At 72.0% G+C, this 17,559-nt stretch carries 14 protein-coding genes; 6 read left to right on the top strand and 8 right to left on the bottom strand.

Translation table 11 applies throughout. The annotated features are described in order from the left end of the window. Positions 1–80 precede the first annotated feature (80 nt). From OG251_RS12825 to OG251_RS12795, 7 genes are all read right to left on the bottom strand, one after another. On the bottom strand, positions 81–1,055 hold the full coding sequence (locus OG251_RS12825) for an N-acetylglucosamine kinase (protein ID WP_326677283.1): 975 nt from the start codon (positions 1,053–1,055) through the stop codon (positions 81–83). Further along, positions 1,046–2,311, bottom strand: coding sequence for a 6-phospho-beta-glucosidase (locus OG251_RS12820; RefSeq protein ID WP_326677282.1), 1,266 nt, complete (start codon positions 2,309–2,311; stop codon positions 1,046–1,048). Before OG251_RS12820 ends, OG251_RS12825 begins: the two co-directional genes overlap by 10 nt. A gap of 2 nt (positions 2,312–2,313) precedes the next feature. Continuing rightward, the gene (locus OG251_RS12815; protein WP_326677281.1) at positions 2,314–3,210 is read right to left on the bottom strand and encodes a carbohydrate ABC transporter permease; all 897 of its coding nucleotides are present in this window, start codon (positions 3,208–3,210) and stop codon (positions 2,314–2,316) included. Positions 3,211–3,213: 3 nt separating this feature from the next. Then, on the bottom strand, positions 3,214–4,155 hold the full coding sequence (locus OG251_RS12810; protein WP_326677280.1) for a carbohydrate ABC transporter permease: 942 nt from the start codon (positions 4,153–4,155) through the stop codon (positions 3,214–3,216). Between the two features lie 7 nt (positions 4,156–4,162). Next, a complete protein-coding gene (locus OG251_RS12805) occupies positions 4,163–5,497 on the bottom strand; it encodes an ABC transporter substrate-binding protein (RefSeq protein WP_326677279.1) in 1,335 nt (444 codons plus the stop codon). Positions 5,498–5,590: 93 nt separating this feature from the next. Then, positions 5,591–6,805 carry an ROK family transcriptional regulator gene (locus OG251_RS12800; RefSeq protein ID WP_326677278.1) on the bottom strand — a complete coding sequence of 405 codons (1,215 nt, stop codon included), beginning with the start codon at positions 6,803–6,805 and terminating at the stop codon, positions 5,591–5,593. Positions 6,806–7,004: 199 nt separating this feature from the next. Continuing rightward, positions 7,005–8,069, bottom strand: coding sequence for a mechanosensitive ion channel family protein (locus tag OG251_RS12795; RefSeq protein ID WP_326677277.1), 1,065 nt, complete (start codon positions 8,067–8,069; stop codon positions 7,005–7,007). Positions 8,070–8,386: 317 nt separating this feature from the next. Between OG251_RS12795 and OG251_RS12790 the strand changes: the two genes are divergently transcribed. Then, a complete protein-coding gene (locus OG251_RS12790; protein ID WP_073723265.1) occupies positions 8,387–8,923 on the top strand; it encodes an HNH endonuclease in 537 nt (178 codons plus the stop codon). A gap of 72 nt (positions 8,924–8,995) precedes the next feature. On the opposite strand, the gene OG251_RS12785 is transcribed toward OG251_RS12790, so the two are convergent. Then, positions 8,996–11,980: a beta-N-acetylglucosaminidase domain-containing protein gene (locus OG251_RS12785; RefSeq protein WP_326681243.1), complete on the bottom strand. Its 2,985-nt coding sequence runs from the start codon at positions 11,978–11,980 to the stop codon at positions 8,996–8,998. A 297-nt stretch (positions 11,981–12,277) separates the two neighbouring features. Here OG251_RS12785 and OG251_RS12780 point away from each other — a divergent pair, with 297 nt between their 5' ends. The 5 genes from OG251_RS12780 to alc all read left to right on the top strand — a co-directional run bounded on the left by OG251_RS12780 (position 12,278) and on the right by alc (position 17,479). Next, positions 12,278–12,589 (top strand): hypothetical protein, encoded by a 312-nt coding sequence (locus OG251_RS12780; RefSeq protein WP_326677276.1) that lies wholly within the window; start codon positions 12,278–12,280, stop codon positions 12,587–12,589. Beyond that, complete coding sequence (gene malQ, locus OG251_RS12775; RefSeq protein WP_326677275.1) at positions 12,590–14,848, top strand: 4-alpha-glucanotransferase; 2,259 nt, start codon at positions 12,590–12,592, stop codon at positions 14,846–14,848. 20 nt (positions 14,849–14,868) lie between these two features. After that, positions 14,869–15,099, top strand: coding sequence for a hypothetical protein (locus tag OG251_RS12770; RefSeq protein WP_073723257.1), 231 nt, complete (start codon positions 14,869–14,871; stop codon positions 15,097–15,099). Positions 15,100–15,357: 258 nt separating this feature from the next. Next, positions 15,358–16,266, top strand: coding sequence for a LysR family transcriptional regulator (locus OG251_RS12765; RefSeq protein WP_326677274.1), 909 nt, complete (start codon positions 15,358–15,360; stop codon positions 16,264–16,266). Between the two features lie 64 nt (positions 16,267–16,330). After that, positions 16,331–17,479, top strand: coding sequence for an allantoicase (alc, locus tag OG251_RS12760; RefSeq protein ID WP_326677273.1), 1,149 nt, complete (start codon positions 16,331–16,333; stop codon positions 17,477–17,479). The last annotated feature ends 80 nt before the right edge of the window (positions 17,480–17,559 follow it).

Below are 17,559 nucleotides of genomic sequence, written 5' to 3'. Positions count from 1 at the left end.
ACCACTGATCGGTTCCCTCACGCCCGGGGGCGCCTCACGGCGCGAACGCGGTGAGACGCCCCACGGGAGTGTCCAGTGTGTCAGGTGTACTGGGCGCGCAGCCTCCGGTGCACCTCGGGCGCCGCACCCACGTGGTCCAGGCCGAGCAGCGCGGCCCCCAGGACCGGCGGCTGCGACACCACCCGGACCACCGCCTTCGGGGCCCGGACCGCGAGGAGTTCGGCGATCCTGGCGTCCAGCTGCGGGTGGCGTGCGGCCAGCACACTGCCGCCCAGGAGCACCGGCGCCTCCTCGTCCAGCAGACCGAGCCGGGTCAGCGCCACCGAGGCCATCGCGACGACCTCCTCGGCCAGCCGGTCCACCACGGAGCCCGCCAGCGGGTCACCGGCCGCACTCGTGGCGAACAGCACCGGGGTCAGCTCATGGCGCCGCTCGTAGGGAATCCGCCCCCGGTGCAGCGCCTCGATCAGCGCGTACATCGAGTCGAGCCCGAAGTGGCCGGGCAGCGTACGGACCAGTTCCGTCGGCTCACCGCGGCCGTCCTCGGCCCGCGCGGCCAGCCACAGGGCCTCCTCGGCCAGCCCCGAACCGCCGCCCCAGTCACCGGATATGCGGCCGATCGCGGGGAAGCGGGCGGTGCGCCCGTCCGGCACCATGCCGACACAGTTGATCCCGGCGCCGCAGACCACGGCGACGCCCCGCGGCTCGTCCACCCCGGCCCGCAGTATCGCGAAGGTGTCGTTGCGCACCTCCACCGTGCCGGCCCAGCCGCGGGCGAGCAGAGCCTCGGTCAGCTCCGCCTCCTCGACCGGGAGATCGGCGTTGGCCAGACACGCGGACACATGCCCGATGTTCCCGATGGGCCCGCCGGCGGCGGCGACCGCACGGTCCAGGATCGAGGACAGGACGTCCACGGCCGCCGTCACCCCGACGGCGGGCGGCTGGAAGCCGCCGCCCCGGGCCGTGGACAGCACGCTTCCGTCCTCGCCGATCAGAGCCACATCGGTCTTGCTGTTCCCCGCGTCGATGGCGACGACCGAGACGTTCACGCCCACGCGAGGTGCTCCCGGTTGTGCGCGATCAGCCGGTCGGTGAGGCCCTCGGCGTACTCGTACTGGCCGACCAGCGGATGGGCGAGCAGCGCCTTGAAGACCCGGTCCCGGCCGCCGCGCAGCGCGGCTTCCAGGGCGAGGTCCTCGTACGCCGTGACATGACCGATCAGACCGGCGTACAGCGGGTCCAGCGCCGGGACGGCGAGCGGGGTCGCGCCCGTGCCGTCGATCCGGGCCTGCACCTCGATCACCGCGTCGTCCGCCAGGAACGGCAGCGTCCCGTTGTTGTACGTGTTGACCACCTGCACCGCGGAACCGCCGCCGCCGAGCAGCGAGGCCGCCAGGTCCACGGCCGCCTCCGAGTAGAAGGCGCCGCCGCGCTTGCCGAGCAGGGCCGGCTTCTCGTCCAGGGCCGGGTCGCCGTACATCTCCAGGAGTTCCTTCTCCATCGCCGCGACCTCGGCGGCCCGGGACGGCTTGGTGCCGAGCTCCCGGACGACCTCGTCGTGCGCGTAGAAGTACCGCAGGTAGTACGAGGGGACGACGCCCAGCCGGTCCACGATGGCGCGCGGCATGCGCAGGTCGTCCGCGATGGCGTCGCCGTGCTCGGCGAGCAGCTTCGGCAGGACGTTCTCGCCGTCGGGGCCGCCCAGGCGCACCCCGAGCTCCCAGGTCAGGTGGTTCAGTCCGACGTGGTCCAGGTGGACCTCGCCGGGGGTGACGTCGAGCAGCGCGGCGAACTTCCGCTGGAAGCCGATCGCCACGTTGCACAGGCCGACGGCCTTGTGCCCGGCCTGGAGGAGCGCCCGGGTGACGATGCCGACCGGGTTGGTGAAGTCGATGATCCAGGCGTTCGGGTTCGAGCGGCGGACCCGCTCGGCGATGTCGAGGACGACGGGCACCGTGCGCATCGCCTTGGCGAGGCCACCGGCACCGGTGGTCTCCTGGCCGACGCAGCCGCACTCCAGCGGCCATGTCTCGTCCTTGTTGCGGGCGGCCTGTCCGCCGACGCGCAGCTGGAGCAGGACCGCGTCGGCGTCGGCGACGCCCGCGTCCAGGTCGGAGGTGGTGGTGATCCGCCCCGGGTGGCCCTGCTTGGCGAAGATCCGCCGGGCCAGGCCGCCGACCAGCTCCAGCCGGTCGGCCGCCGGGTCGACGAGCACGAGCTCCTCGACCGGCAGGGTGTCGCGCAGCCGCGCGAAGCCGTCGATCAGTTCAGGTGTGTAGGTGGACCCGCCACCAACTACTGCGAGCTTCATGGTCAGCCCTTTACTCCGGTCAGTGTGACGCCCTCGACGAATGCCTTCTGGGCAAAGAAGAAGACGGCGATCACGGGGGCCATGACCAGTACGGTCGCGGCCATGGTCAGATTCCAGTTCGTGTGGTGCGCGCCCTTGAAGGATTCGAGGCCGTAACTGAGCGTCCAGGCGGCCGGGTTCTCGGAGGCGTAGATCTGTGGGCCGAAGTAGTCGTTCCAGGCGGCGAAGAACTGGAACAGCGCGATCGCCGCGATGCCGGGCTTGGCCATCGGCAGAACGACTCTGATCAGCGTGCGGAATTCGCCGCAGCCGTCGACCTTGGCCGCGTCGAGGTACTCGTTGGGGATGGTCAGGAGGAACTGCCGCAGCAGGAAGATGGAGAACGCGTCACCGAAGGCCATCGGGATGATCAGCGGCCAGAGGGTGCCGGACAGGTCCAGCTGCTTGGCCCAGAACAGGTACATCGGGATGATGACGACCTGCGGCGGCAGCATCATCATCGAGATGACCAGCATCAGCGACAGCTTGCGGCCGCGGAAGCGGAACTTGGCGAGCGCGTACGCCACGGGCACGGACGACACCACCGTCAGCACGGTGCCGACCCCCGCGTACAGCAGGGTGTTGCGCCACCAGGTCAGGAAGCCCGGAGTGTCGAAGACCTGCTTGTAGTTGCCCCACTCCCAGGTGTTCGGGGTGAGGTCGCGGGTCAGCGCCTGCTGGTCGGTCATCAACGAGGTCAGCACCACGAAGACGAACGGCAGCACGAAGAAGAGCGCGGCCGCGACCCCGAGCGAGTGCACGGCGATCCAGTGCAGCAGTGCCTTGCGGCGGGCGGTGCGCGCGGCGGGCGTGGGACCGTCGGTCACCTGGACGGCGGGCTTGTCGAGGAGTTGGGTCATGACTCAGTCACCGGCCTGGAGAAGGTTGTTGCGGCCGCGCATCAGCAGCGCGGTGAAGGTCATGGCCAGGGCGAACAGGACGAGGGCGACGACACAGGCGGAGCCGTAGTCGAAGCGCTGGAAGCCGAGGTTGTAGACGAGCTGCGGAAGCGTCAGTGTCGACTTGTCGGGATAGCCCGGCTCGAAGGCCTGGCCGGAGCCGCCGATGATGCCGGAGGCGACCTTCCCCGCGACCAGCGGCTGTGTGTAGTACTGCATCGCCTGGATCACTCCGGTGACCACGGCGAACAGCACGATCGGCGAGATGTTCGGCAGCGTGACGAAGCGGAACTTCTGCCAGGGCGAGGCGCCGTCCAGCTCGGCGGCCTCGTACTGCTCCGTCGGCACGTCCAGCAGCGCGGCCATGAAGATGACCATCAGGTCGCCGATGCCCCACACCGCGAGCATGGTGAGCGCCGGCTTGGACCAGGAGTCGTCGTTGAACCAGCCGGGCGTCGGCAGCCCCAGGTCGCCGAGGATCGAGTTGACCGGCCCCGTCCCGGGGTTGAGCAGGAAGACGAAGGCCAGCGTCGCGGCGACCGGCGGCGCCAGGTACGGCAGGTAGAACAGGGTACGGAAGACGCCCGTACCCGACTTGATCTTGGTGATCAGCATGCCGATGCCGAGGCCGAAGACGACCCGGCAGGTGACCATGACGAGGACCAGCCAGAGCGTGTTGCGCAGCGACGGCCAGAACATGGGGTAGTCCTCGAAGACGTACCTCCAGTTCGTGAGGCCGTTGAAGACCGGCGCACCGAAACCGTCGTAGTCCATGAAGGAGAAGTAGACGGTCGAGATCATCGGGTACGCGAAGAAGACGGTGAACCCGATCAGCCACGGCGACATGAAGGCCGCTGTCCGAAGGGCCGACCTGCGGCGCTTGGAGCGGAGCGTGTGCGTTGTCATCGTGCTGCTACTTAGCCTTGGCGATGTCGGTGTCGATCTGCTTCGCGGTCTTCTCCAGGCCGGCCTGGAGGTCCTTCACCGCGCCCTTCTCGTACTGGTAGCCGAAGTCCTGGATGGTCTGCTGGTACGTCGCGCCGTTGATGGCCCCGTCCGGGGTGTTGGACTTGGGGTGCTGGGCGATGTCCAGGAAGGTCTTGAAGCGCGGGTCGAACTCCAGGTCGGGCGACTTCAGCGCCTCGAAGGTGGAGGGCACGTTGCGGATGCCGTTGGCGAAGTCGACGACGGCCTTGGTGTCGCTGGTCATGAACTTGACCAGCTCCCAGGCGGCGTTCTGCTTCTTGCTGGCCGGGGCGATGCCCATGATCGTGCCGGACAGGAAGCCCTTGCCGTAGCTGTCGGCCTCGTCGTCGGCGACGGGCATCGGCGCGACACCGATCTCGAACGGCACCTTGGCGTCCTCGGCCATGCCCAGCCGCCACTCGCCGTCCAGCTGCATGGTGACCTGACCGGTCTGGAAGGGGTGCTTGGAGCCCCACTCGTCACCGAAGGTGCCGCGGTACTTCTCCAGCTTGTCGTAGCCGCCGAGGTCGGCGACCAGCTTCTTCTGGTACGTGAACATCTTCGCGAAGGACGGGTCCTTGGCGATGTTGGACTTGCCGCTCTCGTCGAAGTACTTGTGGTCCCACGAGGACATGTAGTGGTCGGCGACCGTCTCGTAGCCGTGGAAGGTCGGCATGAAGCCGAGCTGCTGGTAGCTGTCGCCCTTCTCGACGGTCAGCTTCTTCGCGATGCTCGCCAGCTCGGACATCGTCTTCGGCGGCGCGGCGATCCCGGCCTTCTCGAAGGCGTCCTTGTTGTAGTACAGCCCGTACGCGTCGGCGAGCAGCGGCAGGGCGCAGCGCTTGCCCTCGAACTGGGTGTAGTCCAGCAGGACCTTCGGGAAGGTCTTCTCCAGGTCGAGCTTCGACTTCTCGATGAAGGGCTTCAGATCGGCGAACGCGCCGGACGAGCAGAACTTGCCGACATTGGACGTGGTGAAGGAGGACACCACGTCGGGGCCCTTCGAACCGCCCGCGCGCAGCGACTGGTTCAGCTTGTCGTCGTTGATGTTCCCGACGACGTTGACCTCGATGTTCGGGTGGGCCTTCTCGAACCGGTCGACGTTGTCCTGGACCGCCTTGACCTCGGCGGGCGCGCTCCAGCCGTGCCAGAAGTTGATCGTGGTCTTCGCGTTCGGATCGTCGGTCGCGGCGGACTCGGACTGGCCGGTACACGCGGTGGCAAGAACCGAGATCGCGGCGACGGCGACAGCGGCGGTGGTGGTCAGACGGCTTTTGCGCATGACGGGACTCCCAGGGACAGGGACAGGGGATGGAAGCAGGGGACGAGCGGGGAAATGAGGAGAGGAAAGAAGAGGGGAGGGCGGTGCGGCGGATCAGCGCGAGGTGTCGAACACTTCGTCGCGGGTATCGGAGAGGGCCCTTTCCAGGGCACCCCGCAGGACCGGATGCCGGTCGATCTCGCCCAGGACGAGACGGGGCCGGGAGGCGGCGAGTTCGGCGAGCTCGGACTGGATCAGGGACCGCAGGAGCTCGCCGCCCGCGGAGACCAGCTCACCGGAGAGCACGATCAGCCCGGGGTCGAGTACGGCGGTGACGGAGGCGAGACCGGTGGCGAGCCGCTGGGCGTACTGGCGCAGCAGCTCGGTCAGCGGCTCGTCCTGCTCGTACGCGGCGGTGGCCCGTACCAGCAGGGCGGCGGCGACCTCGGGGTAGGGCGTCTGAGGGGTGTCGATGCCGAGTGTCCGCGCCAGCCGCGGCAGCGCCTGGGCGCCCGCCAGTTCCTGGAAGCCGCCGCTGTTGGCCTTCACCACCTGGCGTACGAGCGGAGTGCCCGGCACCGGCAGGAAGCCGACCTCGCCCGCGCCGCCGGTGAAGCCGCGGTGCAGCCGTCCGTTGATGACGAGGGCGGCGCCGAGGCCCTCCTCGTTCCACAGCAGGACGAAGTCCTCGTTGCCGCGGGCCGCGCCGAGCCGCTGTTCGGCCACGGCGACCAGGTTCACGTCGTTCTCGTACTCCACCGGCATCGGCAGGAACGCGGCCAGCTCGTCCAGCAGCGTGCCGGAGTGCCAGCCGGGCAGGTGCGAGGCGTACCGCAGGCGGCCGGTGCCGGGATCGAAGGCGCCCGGCGTGCCGATGACCACGCGGTGCACGTCGGAGCGGGTGAGCCCGGCGTCCTTGACCGCGCCGTCCAGCGCTTCGGTCACCTGGCGCACCACGCTGTCGGCGCGCCGGCCGGGGGTGCGCAGCTCGAACTCGCCGACGGTCTCACCGGTCACATCGGCGACCGCGGCGACGATCCGCTGGGCGTTCACATCGAGCCCGGCGACATGGGCGGCCCGCGCGTTCACGGTGTACAGCTGCGCGTTGGGCCCGGGGCGCCCCTCGCTGGTCCCGGTGGCCACGACCAGACCGGCCGCCTCCAGCCGGGCCAGCAGCTGGGACGCGGTGGGCTTGGACAGCCCGGTCAGCTTCCCGATCTTCGTCCGGGAGAGCGGGCCGTGTTCCAGGAGCAGGTCGAGGGCGGCCCGGTCGTTCATGGCGCGCAGGACGCGTGGCGTACCCGGGGTACCCGGTGTGGTTCCCGCCATGATCGATGCACCGCCCTCTGTTAGGAAACTTTCCTATTCGGTGAGAGGACGGTATGGCGCTGGTCACCGGACCGTCAATGGTTCACACCCCTGTGGCAACCAAAGCGTTACCTGGAACCGTGATCGCACCCGCCGAACGGTCCGGGGGCGCCCCGCGAACCGCCGCGGGGCGCCCCTGGACCGTGCTGACGGGCGGGTGTTACTTCGTGATGCTCGGTGGCGCTATCGGGGTCGCGGCCATCGACTGCGGCGAGGTCGACGAGGCGTACGCGGACGGGGCGGCCATCCCGGCCGTCGGGTCCGGGACCGTCTCGCCGTCCGTCTGGACCGGCATGGTCCCGACCATCCGGATGCCCGCCTCGTCCAGCGCCTGCTTGATCCGCCAGCGCAGCTCCCGCTCCACTCCCAGCGCCTTGCCCGGCATCGTCTTCGCGGTGACCCGGACCGTCATGGAGTCCAGCAGCACGGCGTCCAGGCCGAGGACCTCCACCGGGCCCCACAGCCGCTCCGCCCACGGGTCCTCCTTGGCCATGGTCTCCGCGGCGGCGGTGATCGCCTTGCGGACCCGGTCCAGATTCTCCGTGGGGCGCACCGTCACATCGACCCCGGCGGTGGACCAGCCCTGGCTGAGGTTGCCTATCCGCTTCACCTCGCCGTTGCGGACGTACCAGATCTCACCGTTGTCGCCGCGCAGCTTGGTGACCCGCAGGCCCACCTCGATGACCTCGCCGGAGGCGACGCCCGCGTCGACCGTGTCGCCGACGCCGTACTGGTCCTCCAGGATCATGAACACCCCGGACAGGAAGTCGGTGACGAGGTTGCGCGCGCCGAAGCCCAGCGCCACTCCGGCGACACCCGCCGAGGCCAGCAGGGGCGCCAGATTGATCTGGAACGCGCCCAGGATCATCAGGGCGGCCGTGCCCAGGATCAGGAACGAGGTCACCGAGCGCAGGACGGAGCCGATGGCCTCCGAGCGCTGACGGCGGCGCTCCGCGTTGACCAGCAGGCCGCCCAGCGCGGTGCCCTCCACCGCCTGGGCGCTGCGGTTCATCCGCTCGATCAGGTTGGTCAGGGCCCGGCGGATCACGTAGCGCAGCACGATCGCGATCGCCGCGATGAGCAGAATGCGCAGACCGGTGTTCAGCCAGGTGGACCAGTTCTCCTCGACCCAGCCCGCGGCGTTGCCGGCCTGCTTGGCGGCTTCGTCCAGCGAGCCGCCCGGCTCGGGTGACGGGGCTACGGCCAAGAGGACGGACAGGGACACGGTGGGAACCTCCAACAGGGGGCGACGGCTGACCAACCACACTAACGAAGCCGGTGGAGTGGATCGTTGCCGCTTTCCGGGGAGAGACACGTCTCACCTGGGAACGGAGTGAGTGTGGCCGATCGCACAGTGCGGGCGGCCACCCCGGTGAAGCACCTGTTCCGGCGGGCTCCGGCGCCCCGTCCGGGCGGTGGTGAGAAAAATCCTCCCGGCCCGTTACCCGCACGTGGTGGCGCTTGGACCAGGCAGGAGGAGAGACTGAGATCGGATCGTCCCGGCGCGAGCCACGCGCCGCCGGCGTACAAGGAGGCATCCACGTGCCGCACGTCCTGGTTCTCAACGCGTCGTACGAGCCGCTCGGCGTCGTACCGCTCCGTCGCGCGCTCGTCCTCGTGCTGGAGAACAAGGCGATCTGCCTGGAGGAGTCCGGCTCCTTCCTGCACAGCGCCACCCGTGCTCTGCCGGCGCCCAGTGTCGTCCGCCTCAAGCGCTTCGTACGGGTCCCCTACCGGGGGCCCGTTCCCCTGACGCGCCGCGCGCTGTTCGCCAGGGACGGCGGGCGCTGCATGTACTGCGGAGCCGCCGCGACCAGCGTCGACCATGTCATTCCGCGCAGCCGCGGCGGTCAGCACGCCTGGGACAACGTGGTGGCGGCCTGCCGCCGCTGCAACCACGTCAAGGCCGACCGGCATCTGCCCGAGCTGGGCTGGCGGCTGCGCCATCAGCCCGCCCCGCCGACCGGGCTGGCCTGGCGGATCATCGGGACCGGACACCGCGACCCGCGCTGGCTGCCGTATTTGCAACCGTTCGGCGCGGACGACGTGATGGCCCGGATCGACGGCGTTTCCGCCTGAGACCCGGGCCTTCGTCGTCCCGGCGTCGCCGCCGTGGAGCCACGGCGTGCGCCCGCGGGCGACGGTGCACCGCTACGGGGCGACGGCGTACGCCTCCACCGACCAGAGGGAGTAGCCGTACTCGGTCGCCCGGCCGTCGCCCTGGATCCGGAGGAAACGGGTGTCCTTCGCGTCCATCCGCACCGCTTCGCGCCCGCCCCCGCCTTCCCGCACGGTCGCCGCCGTGCGCCAGGTGCGGCCGTCCGCGGAGACCTGTATGCGGTAGCGGGAGGCGTACGCGTCCTGCCAGTGCAGCACCACCTGGCCGAGCCGGGCCGGCTCGGCCAGTTCGGCCTGCCACCAGGCGCCGTCCTCGACCGGTGAGGACCAGCGGGTGGCGGGATCGCCGTCGGAGGCCGCCGAGGCGGGGAAGTCCGGGGTCTCGTCCCCGGACGAGGACGCCCTGGCCGTACGCGCCAGATCGGGCCCCGCCGTGCGCGGGAAGGCCCGGACGGTCAGCGTGCTCTCCTCGCCCCCGAAGGTGAACGGCACCTCGTACTCGCCGGCCGGGGTGTCCGCCGGGACGGTGATGTCCACGGGGACGTCGGTACGCGAGCCGCGCGGCACCGTCGTCCGCTTCGGGACCTTCACCTCGATGCCCTTGGGCGCCTTGGCGGTGAGCTCGCCCCGTACCTCGGCGGGGCGCTGCGCGGCCAGCCGGGCCGCCACGCGCTGCGTGCCGCCGCCGATCTCCGCGTCCGTCACCCCGCGCACGAGATCGAGCTTGGCCGCGGGCTCGTCACCGAACCACGGGATCAGGCCGCGCACCTTCGGCGCACCCCGGTCCACCAGGGGAGCGGCCGGCAGGGCGGGGCTCATGAAGGAGGGGGGAGCGGTGCTGGCGCTCTCCGGCAGGCGGACGCGGATCGCGTCCGCCCGCAGCCCCTTCGCCGCCGTCTGGGTCCAGCCGCTCGCCGAGAGCCGGCCCAGCGTCCGCCAGCCCTCGCCCGGCACATGGCCCTCCAGGACCGCGTCGGCGAATCCGCCGCCCGGTTCCGTCATCGCCGTCACGGACTCCACGGGGCGGGCCCGGTTCAGCCGGACGGTGTAGCTGTCCGCGTCGCGGCTGACCGTTCCGGCGGTGCGGTCGGTGCCGTTCCAGCTGTCGGCCGCCTTGCGGGCCCGGTCCAGGAACGGGCCCAGCACGCCCTTGCCGACGGTCGCGCCGCTCGCCGCGATGTCCTTGCGCAGCGGCTCCAGGGCCAGCTGCGCCTGCCAGGCCGCCGCCCCGTCACCGCGCGCCTGGGCCTGGAGCAGATCGACGGTCAGTTCGCCCGCCTCGCCGTACCGGGCCAGCTGCTCGGTCCACGGCCGCACTTCCTCGTCCAGCCGTCCCTCCGCCGGGGTCTTCAGCCGCTCGGGGGCCTCTCGCATCACGGAGAACGCCGCCCGCAGATCGCGTGCGGCACCGTCCCGCACCGCCGCGTCCGCCGCCCGGGACTTCCAGAACGCGGCGAGCAGCGGCTGGAGATAGGCGGACTCGTCGCCGCCGAGCACGGAGGTCGCGCTGTTGCCCGCGAGCGCCCGCAGCGCGGCCCGGGTACGGGCGTCCCCGCCCGCCAGGTCGTCGATCGCCGCGTGCCAGGACTCCTGCGGCCGGTACCCCTTCGGGTTCCAGGCGAAGTCGGCGGCGGTGAACAGCGGGATGCGGGAGGCGGACGCCTGCTCCATCGCGTTGGCGAGCAGTGCGGCCGAACCGCTCGCCACCGCCGGATCCCGGCCGGTGTACGGGCCCAGGAAGATCCGGTCCTGCGCGTAGTCGTTGACCGGATAGTTGTCCATGGTGACCAGCGGGTGCCGGAACGCGGCGCGCGCCCCGGCCAGTTCACCCCCGGTGATGGTCTTCGGCACGACCCCGACTCCGGTCCAGGCCACCTGCACCCGGTTGTCCAGCTCGGCGGCGAGCGCCGTGCGGTAGTCGGTGGCACCGTCCTGGTAGAACTCGGTCGGCAGCACCGACAGCGGGGCCGCGCCGGGGTGACGGTCCGCCAGGTGCTGGGCGAGCGCGCCGGCCACCCGGGCCTGCGCCCTGGCCGCCGCCCGGGGGCCGCTGCCGAAGGTGTCCGCGTCCTGGCCGCAGTGCCATTCGCTGTAGCTGACGTCCTGGAACTGCAACTGGAACACCCGCACGCCCAGCGCCCACATGGCGTCGACCTTGCGGGTCAGCGCCCTGACGTCGGCGTCCGACGCCATGCACATCGCCTGGCCGGGGGAGACGGCCCAGCCGAGCGTCACATGTTCGGCGCGGGCCTTCTCGGCGAGCGCCCGGAAGTCGGCGCGCCGCTCGGCCGGGTACGGGTCGCGCCAGCGGGCCAGCCGATAGGGGTCGTCGCCCGCCGCGTACAGATACCGGTTCTGCTTCGTGCGCCCCATGAAGGCGATCTGCGCGAGCCGTTCCTCGCGGGTCCACGGCTGTCCGTAGAACCCCTCGGCCATCCCGCGCACGGCCGTGCCCGGCCAGTCGCGCACCACCACCCCGGCCACGGAGCCGTCGCCCACCAGCTGACGCAGCGTCTGGACGCCGTGGAAGAGGCCGTCCTCGCCGATGCCGTCCAGGGCGACGGTGGAGCGCCCGGCGATCCGGCCGACGGCGATCCGGTAGCCGCCCGGGGGCAGGTCGGCGCGTTCGGGGGCGCGCAGGGTCCGCAGCGCGTCCTGGGCACCCGTGCCCCCGATCCGGACGACCGGACCGCGGCCGGGCAGGCCCTCGTGCAGGGTCCGTACGCCCGCCTCGCGCAGCACGGTGCGCAGCGCGTCGACGGCGTACGGATCGGCGTCCGCGGCGGCGACGACGGTGACCTCGGTGCCCAGCGGCACGGCCTGTCCGGCGGCCTTGATGCTCTGCGGCCGGGGCCAGACGGAGGGCAGCCGCGCGTCGTCGGCGCGGTCGGGCGAGGTGGCGGCCGGCTGGCCGGGTACGACGGGGGCGGCCGTCGCGGCCGGTGCGACGGCCCCGAGCAGTCCGCCGATCACGGCGACGGCGACGGCCGTCGCGTGCTTTCTGCGCCCGAACCGCACGTCGCTCTCCCCTCGTCCCACCGGTGGGCTCCGAGCCCACCACCCGGGACCGGGGGTGTCAATGCACGTGGCCGTTCTGTCGGATATGCCGGATGTGTTGGCGGGTGCGGTTCCTGATGGGCCGTAAGGGGGGCATTGGGGTGGCCGAAAACGCCTCATACCTGCCGTACGGGGGAACGGAATGTGACCTACGGCACGTTGGGCTCGTTGTCATAACGCCTATGTCTCGTCCACGTCTGCGCCCGCCAGGTCTGGGTAGGTCTGCTGTGTCCTGTTCTCCACGGCCAGGAGGCCACCATGCCCGCTTCCGCGCAGCTTCTGCTCTCCGCCTTCTCCAAACAGGTACCGGACCAGGCCGGCTCGGCCCCACTGACCAGTGAGCCTCCCCTGGCGCAGGTCGCACCGCTGATCAGCGAGCTGCCGCTCGCCGATGTCTCCTCCCTGATCGGTGAATCCTCGTTCGCCGACACCGCCCCCCTGACCAGCGAGCCCCCGCTCGCCGACGCCACCCCGCTCACGAGCGAGCCACCGCTCGCCGCCGTCGCCCCTCTGACCAGCGAGCCGACCGCCCCCGGCACCGCAGGGGGCATGGAGTTCCCTGGAGTCTGAATGGGCTTGTCCCGGCTCGCCGCACTGCATGGCGTCGCCACCTCCTACTCCCCGTCCGCGGATGTCACGGTGTCCGTCCCCGACGACACGGTCACGGCCGTGCTCGCCGCGCTGGGCGTGGACGCCGGCACCCCCGAGGCCGTACGGAAATCACTGGCGGCCGCCGAATCGGCGGCGGCTTCGCGCCTGCTTCCGCCGACGCTGGTGGTCTGGTCCGGCGAGGCGCTGCCGCCCGCCCTGACCGCGCTGCCCCCCGGCACCACGCTGACCCTCACCCCGGAGACCGAACCGGGCCGGGGGAACGGCCGGGCGCCGCGGAAGCTGCGGATGCGGGTGACGGAGCGGCCTGCGGGACTGCCCTCGGTACTGGAGGGGCTGGGAGGGGCGTCCGCGGTACGGGAAGGGGCCTCGGCGGGACCGGAGGGGACCCGCGGACTTCCCGCGCAGGGCGCACCCGCCGCCGGGCCCGGGGGATCACCGGTCCCCTCCTGGTGGACCGGCCCGCCCCACGGCGTCCACCGCCTCGACGTCCGGGCCCCGGACCGCAGCAGCGCCACCGTCACGCTCGTCGTCGCCCCGCCCCGCGTCCCGCAGCCGCCCGCCCGCACCCACGGCTTCCTGGTCCAGCTCTACTCCCTGCTCTCCGGCCGCTCCTGGGGCATGGGCGACCTCGGTGACCTGGCCGACCTCGCCGCCTGGTCCGGCCGGACGCTCGGATCCGGATTCGTCCAGGTCAACCCGCTCCACGCCGCCGTACCGGGCAGACCCACCGACCCGTCCCCCTACCGCCCCTCCTCGCGCCGCTTCCCCGACCCCGTGCATCTGCGGGTCGAGTCGATCCCCGAGTACGGGCACGTCCAGGACCGGGCCACCCTCGACGACCTCCGGCAGGACGCCGCGTCCCAGCGCGAAGCCGTACTGAACAAGGGCGCGCTGATCGACCGGGACGCCGTCTGGGAGCTCAAGCGGCAGGCCCTGGAGCTCATCCACGAGGTGGAGCTGACCCCCGGCCGCCGCGCCGCGTACTGCGACTTCCTGGCCGAGCAGGGGCAGGCACTGGAGGACCACGCCCTGTGGTGCGCCCTCGCCGAGGTGCACGGCTCCGACTGGCACGCCTGGCCCGCCGCCCTGCGCGACCCCCGCTCGGCGGGGACCGCCCGCGCCCGCGCCGGGCTCCTGGACCGGGTCGACTTCCACTCCCGGCTCGCCTGGCTGACCGCCACTCAGCTCGCCGACGCCCAGCGCGCCGCCGAGGACGCCGGGATGGAGATCGGGATCGTCCACGACCTGGCCGTCGGCGTGCACCCCGCGGGCGCCGACACCTGGGCCCAGCAGGACGCCTTCGCTCAGGGGATGTCCATCGGCGCGCCCCCGGACGCCTTCAACGCGCGAGGCCAGGACTGGGGACTTCCCCCGTGGCGCCCCGACGCCCTCGCCGCCACCGGCTACGCCCCCTACCGCGGCCTCCTGCGCGGGCTGTTCGGCCACGCGGGCGCCCTGCGCATCGACCATGTGATGGGCCTCTTCCGGCTCTGGTGGGTGCCCGAGGGCAGGCCGCCCACCGAGGGGACCTACGTCGCCCAGGACGCCGAGGCGATGCTCGCCGTGCTCGTCCTGGAGGCACACCGGGCCGGGGCGGTCGTCGTGGGGGAGGACCTCGGCACCGTCGAACCGGGCGTACGCGAGGCGCTCGCCCGGCGGGGCGTGCTCGGCACCTCCGTGCTCTGGTTCGAGCGCGACTGGGACGGCACCGGCCGCCCGCTGCCGCCGCGGAACTGGCGCCGGGACTGTCTGGCCACGGCCACCACGCACGACCTGCCGTCCACCGCGGCCCGGCTGACCGGCGACCATGTGACGCTGCGCCACCGCCTCGGGCTGCTCACCCGGCCCCTGGAGCAGGAGCTGGCCGAGGACGCCACCGACACCGCCGAGTGGCTGGCCTGCCTCGCCCGGCTCCGGATGCTCCCCGAGGGCGACGGCGACGAGGAGGCGGCTGTCCGGGCCGTCCACCGGTTCCTGATGGACACCCCCGCCCGCATGGTCGGCGTCTGGCTCCCCGACACGGTGGGCGACCGCCGCCCGCAGAACCTCCCCGGCACCTGGGACCAGTACCCCAACTGGCGGCTGCCCGTCGCCGACGCCGAGGGACACCCCGTCACCCTGGAGGAACTGGCCGTCTCGTCCCGGCTGCACGGCCTGATGGACGTTCTGAGACCCCGAAAGGGTCATACGGCACCCCCGGGCGCGCGTCGCTCCTAGGCGTTCGCTACGTTTGCACCGTGGACAAGAAGAACGCTATGCGCGCCGGCGCCGTCGCGGCCGGTACGACGCTGATGATGCTGCTCATGTCGTCCCCGGCGCTCGCGCTGACCCGCGACGACGGTGACGACCCGGGTCCGGGCCTGAGCGCGATGGAGACCATCGGTCTCTATGTCGTGGCGCCCATCGCCCTGTTCTTGGTGATCACGGGCCTGGTCATGGTCCTGGACAAGTCCAAGAAGCAGGCCTAGCCCCACACGCTCCTGACGAGTGCGCCGCCGGTACGAGGTACCGCGCGGCGCATTCGCATGTCCCGGCCCACCTGCCCGTACGGTGCGGTGGTCCACGAGCCCGCACGGTGCGGTGGCCCACGCGCCCGGCGAAGCCCCGGCCCGCGTGTACGCCGAATCTCCCGCCTGTGCTTACCCCAGGTCCCGGCCTGCGCCTACGCCCAGGCCCCTGACCGCTCGGCGGTCCAGGTGCGCGTGTCCTCCCGGTAGGTTGCGCCCATGACCGAGTGGGACGTGAAGAAGCTCCGCATCCTGCGCACCCTGCGCGACCGGGGCACCGTGACCGCGACCGCCGAGGCGCTGTCGATGACCCCGTCCGCGGTCTCCCAGCAGCTCACCAATCTGGCCAGACAGCTCGGGGTGCCGCTCCTGGAGGCCCAGGGCCGCCGGGTCCGCCTCACCGACGCCGCGCACCTCGTACTCCGCCACGCCGAGGTGGTCTTCGCCCAGTTGGAGCGCGCCGACGCCGAACTGGCCGGCTATCTGCGCGGTGAGGCGGGCGAGGTGCGGGTCGGCGCGTTCTCCACCGCGGTGTCCGCCCTCGTCGTACCCGCGGTCCGGCTCCTGCGCGCCGAGGGCCGGCCGGGTCCCGACGTACGCGTACGGGAGGCCGAGGCGGCGCAGGCGTACGAGCTGCTCACCTCGGGCGATGTGGACCTGGCCCTCTCCCTCGCCGCGCACGCCCCCACGGCCCGCGACCCCCGCTTCACCCTGCTGCCGCTGCTGGCCGATCAGCTGGACGTGGCGCTCCCGGCGGACCACCGGCTGGCGCACACCCCCGCCCTCCGCCTGGCGGACCTGGCCCGTGACCCCTGGATCTTCGGCGGCTCGGGCCCCTGGTCGCAGATCACCACCGCCGCGTGCGAGGCCGCGGGCTTCGTGCCCGAGCAGGCCCACAGCGCCGCCGGCTGGACGGCGATCCTCTCCATGGTCGAGGCGGGCATGGGTATCGCGCTGGTTCCCCGGATGGCGTCGAGGGAGCGCAGTGAGGGCGTGGTGATGCGGGTCCTGGACGCGGACCAGCCGCGCCGCCATGTGGTGGCGGCGGTGCGGCAGGGGGCGGAGCGGGGCCCGGCCGTGGCGCGCGTCCTGAAGGCGCTCACCCGGGCGGCCGAATCGTTCAGCTGAGCTGAATATCATCTGCGAAAACTTTCGATGGACCTGATGGGTAAGGCCGTAGGACAGTCGTCGCATGACCTTCGACGCGAGCGGGACCACATTCCAGGACACCGACCCCCACGCCAATGACGCGGCCCCCTACGGCGGCGGCGACCCGTACGCCGACTACCGCACCGCCGACGACCTGCCCTTCACCGAACTCGTCGACCTCGCCGACCGCCGCCTCGGCGCGGGCGTGATCGCCGCCGACGACGAGTTCTTCGCCGAGCGCGAGAACCTCCTGATCCGCGAGCGCGCCGTCTTCGACCCCGAGCGCTTCGGGCACAAGGGCAAGATCATGGACGGCTGGGAGACCCGCCGTCGCCGCGGTGCCGACGCGGCCCATCCCTTCCCGGCCCCCGGGGAGCACGACTGGGCCATCGTCCGGCTCGGCGCCCCCGGCATCATCCGCGGCATCGTCGTGGACACCGCGCACTTCCGCGGCAACTACCCGCAGCGCGTATCGGTCCAGGCGACCGCGGCCGAGGGCGCGCCCGGCCCGGACGAGCTGCTGGCCGACGACGTGAAGTGGGAGGAGATCGTCGCGCCGACGCCCGTACGCGGCCACGCCGCCAACGCCTTCGAGATCACCGGCGGCCGCCGCTACACCCACATCCGTCTCTGCCAGCACCCCGACGGCGGCATCGCCCGCCTCCGCGTGCACGGCGAGGTGATCCCCGACCCGGCGTGGCTCGCCGCACTCGGCACCGTCGACCTGATCTCGGTCCTGAACGGCGGCACGTACGAGGACGCCTCGGACCGCTTCTACTCCTCGCCCACCCAGATCATCCTGCCCGGCACCTCCCGCAAGATGGACGACGGCTGGGAGAACCGCCGCCGCCGGGTCCGCGACACCAACGACTGGGTCCGCTTCCGGCTGCCCGCCCAGGGCGCGGTCCGCGCGGTCGAGATCGACACCGCCTACCTCAAGGGCAACGCGGCCGGCTGGATCGCTCTCCAGGGCCGCAACGGCGAGACCGGCGAATGGTTCGAGATCATCCCCCGCACCCGGCTCCAGCCGGACACCCTCCACCGCTTCGTCCTGCGCGCCCAGGCGGTGGTCACCCACGTCCGCCTCGACACCTTCCCCGACGGCGGAGTGGCCCGGATGCGCCTGCACGGCACGCTCACGGAGACCGGCACGGCCGAACTGGCCCGCCGTTACGAGGAGTCGGGCGCCTGAATCCGGTCGGGCGCTCCTGCCCCACCCCGCTCCCGCCCGGCGGACGGCTGCGCTCGTGCGCCTGCCCGCCGGGCGGATTC

The organism is Streptomyces sp. NBC_01237 (assembly GCF_035917275.1).
GTDB lineage: Bacteria > Actinomycetota > Actinomycetes > Streptomycetales > Streptomycetaceae > Streptomyces.
Note: the sequence above shows the minus strand (reverse complement) of the source record. Positions and strands in the feature narration are given on the sequence as shown.

Bases quoted from the DNA above. Each gene is read 5' to 3' on its own strand.
- OG251_RS12820 (WP_326677282.1), bottom strand. From the start codon at position 2,311: ATGAAGCTCGCAGTAGTTGGTGGCGGGTCCACCTACACACCTGAACTG.
- OG251_RS12815 (WP_326677281.1), bottom strand. From the start codon at position 3,210: ATGACCCAACTCCTCGACAAGCCCGCCGTCCAGGTGACCGACGGTCCC.
- OG251_RS12810 (WP_326677280.1), bottom strand. From the start codon at position 4,155: ATGACAACGCACACGCTCCGCTCCAAGCGCCGCAGGTCGGCCCTTCGG.
- OG251_RS12805 (WP_326677279.1), bottom strand. From the start codon at position 5,497: ATGCGCAAAAGCCGTCTGACCACCACCGCCGCTGTCGCCGTCGCCGCG.
- OG251_RS12800 (WP_326677278.1), bottom strand. From the start codon at position 6,805: ATGGCGGGAACCACACCGGGTACCCCGGGTACGCCACGCGTCCTGCGC.
- OG251_RS12780 (WP_326677276.1), top strand. From the start codon at position 12,278: ATGCCCGCTTCCGCGCAGCTTCTGCTCTCCGCCTTCTCCAAACAGGTA.
- malQ (WP_326677275.1), top strand. From the start codon at position 12,590: ATGGGCTTGTCCCGGCTCGCCGCACTGCATGGCGTCGCCACCTCCTAC.
- OG251_RS12765 (WP_326677274.1), top strand. From the start codon at position 15,358: ATGACCGAGTGGGACGTGAAGAAGCTCCGCATCCTGCGCACCCTGCGC.
- alc (WP_326677273.1), top strand. From the start codon at position 16,331: ATGACCTTCGACGCGAGCGGGACCACATTCCAGGACACCGACCCCCAC.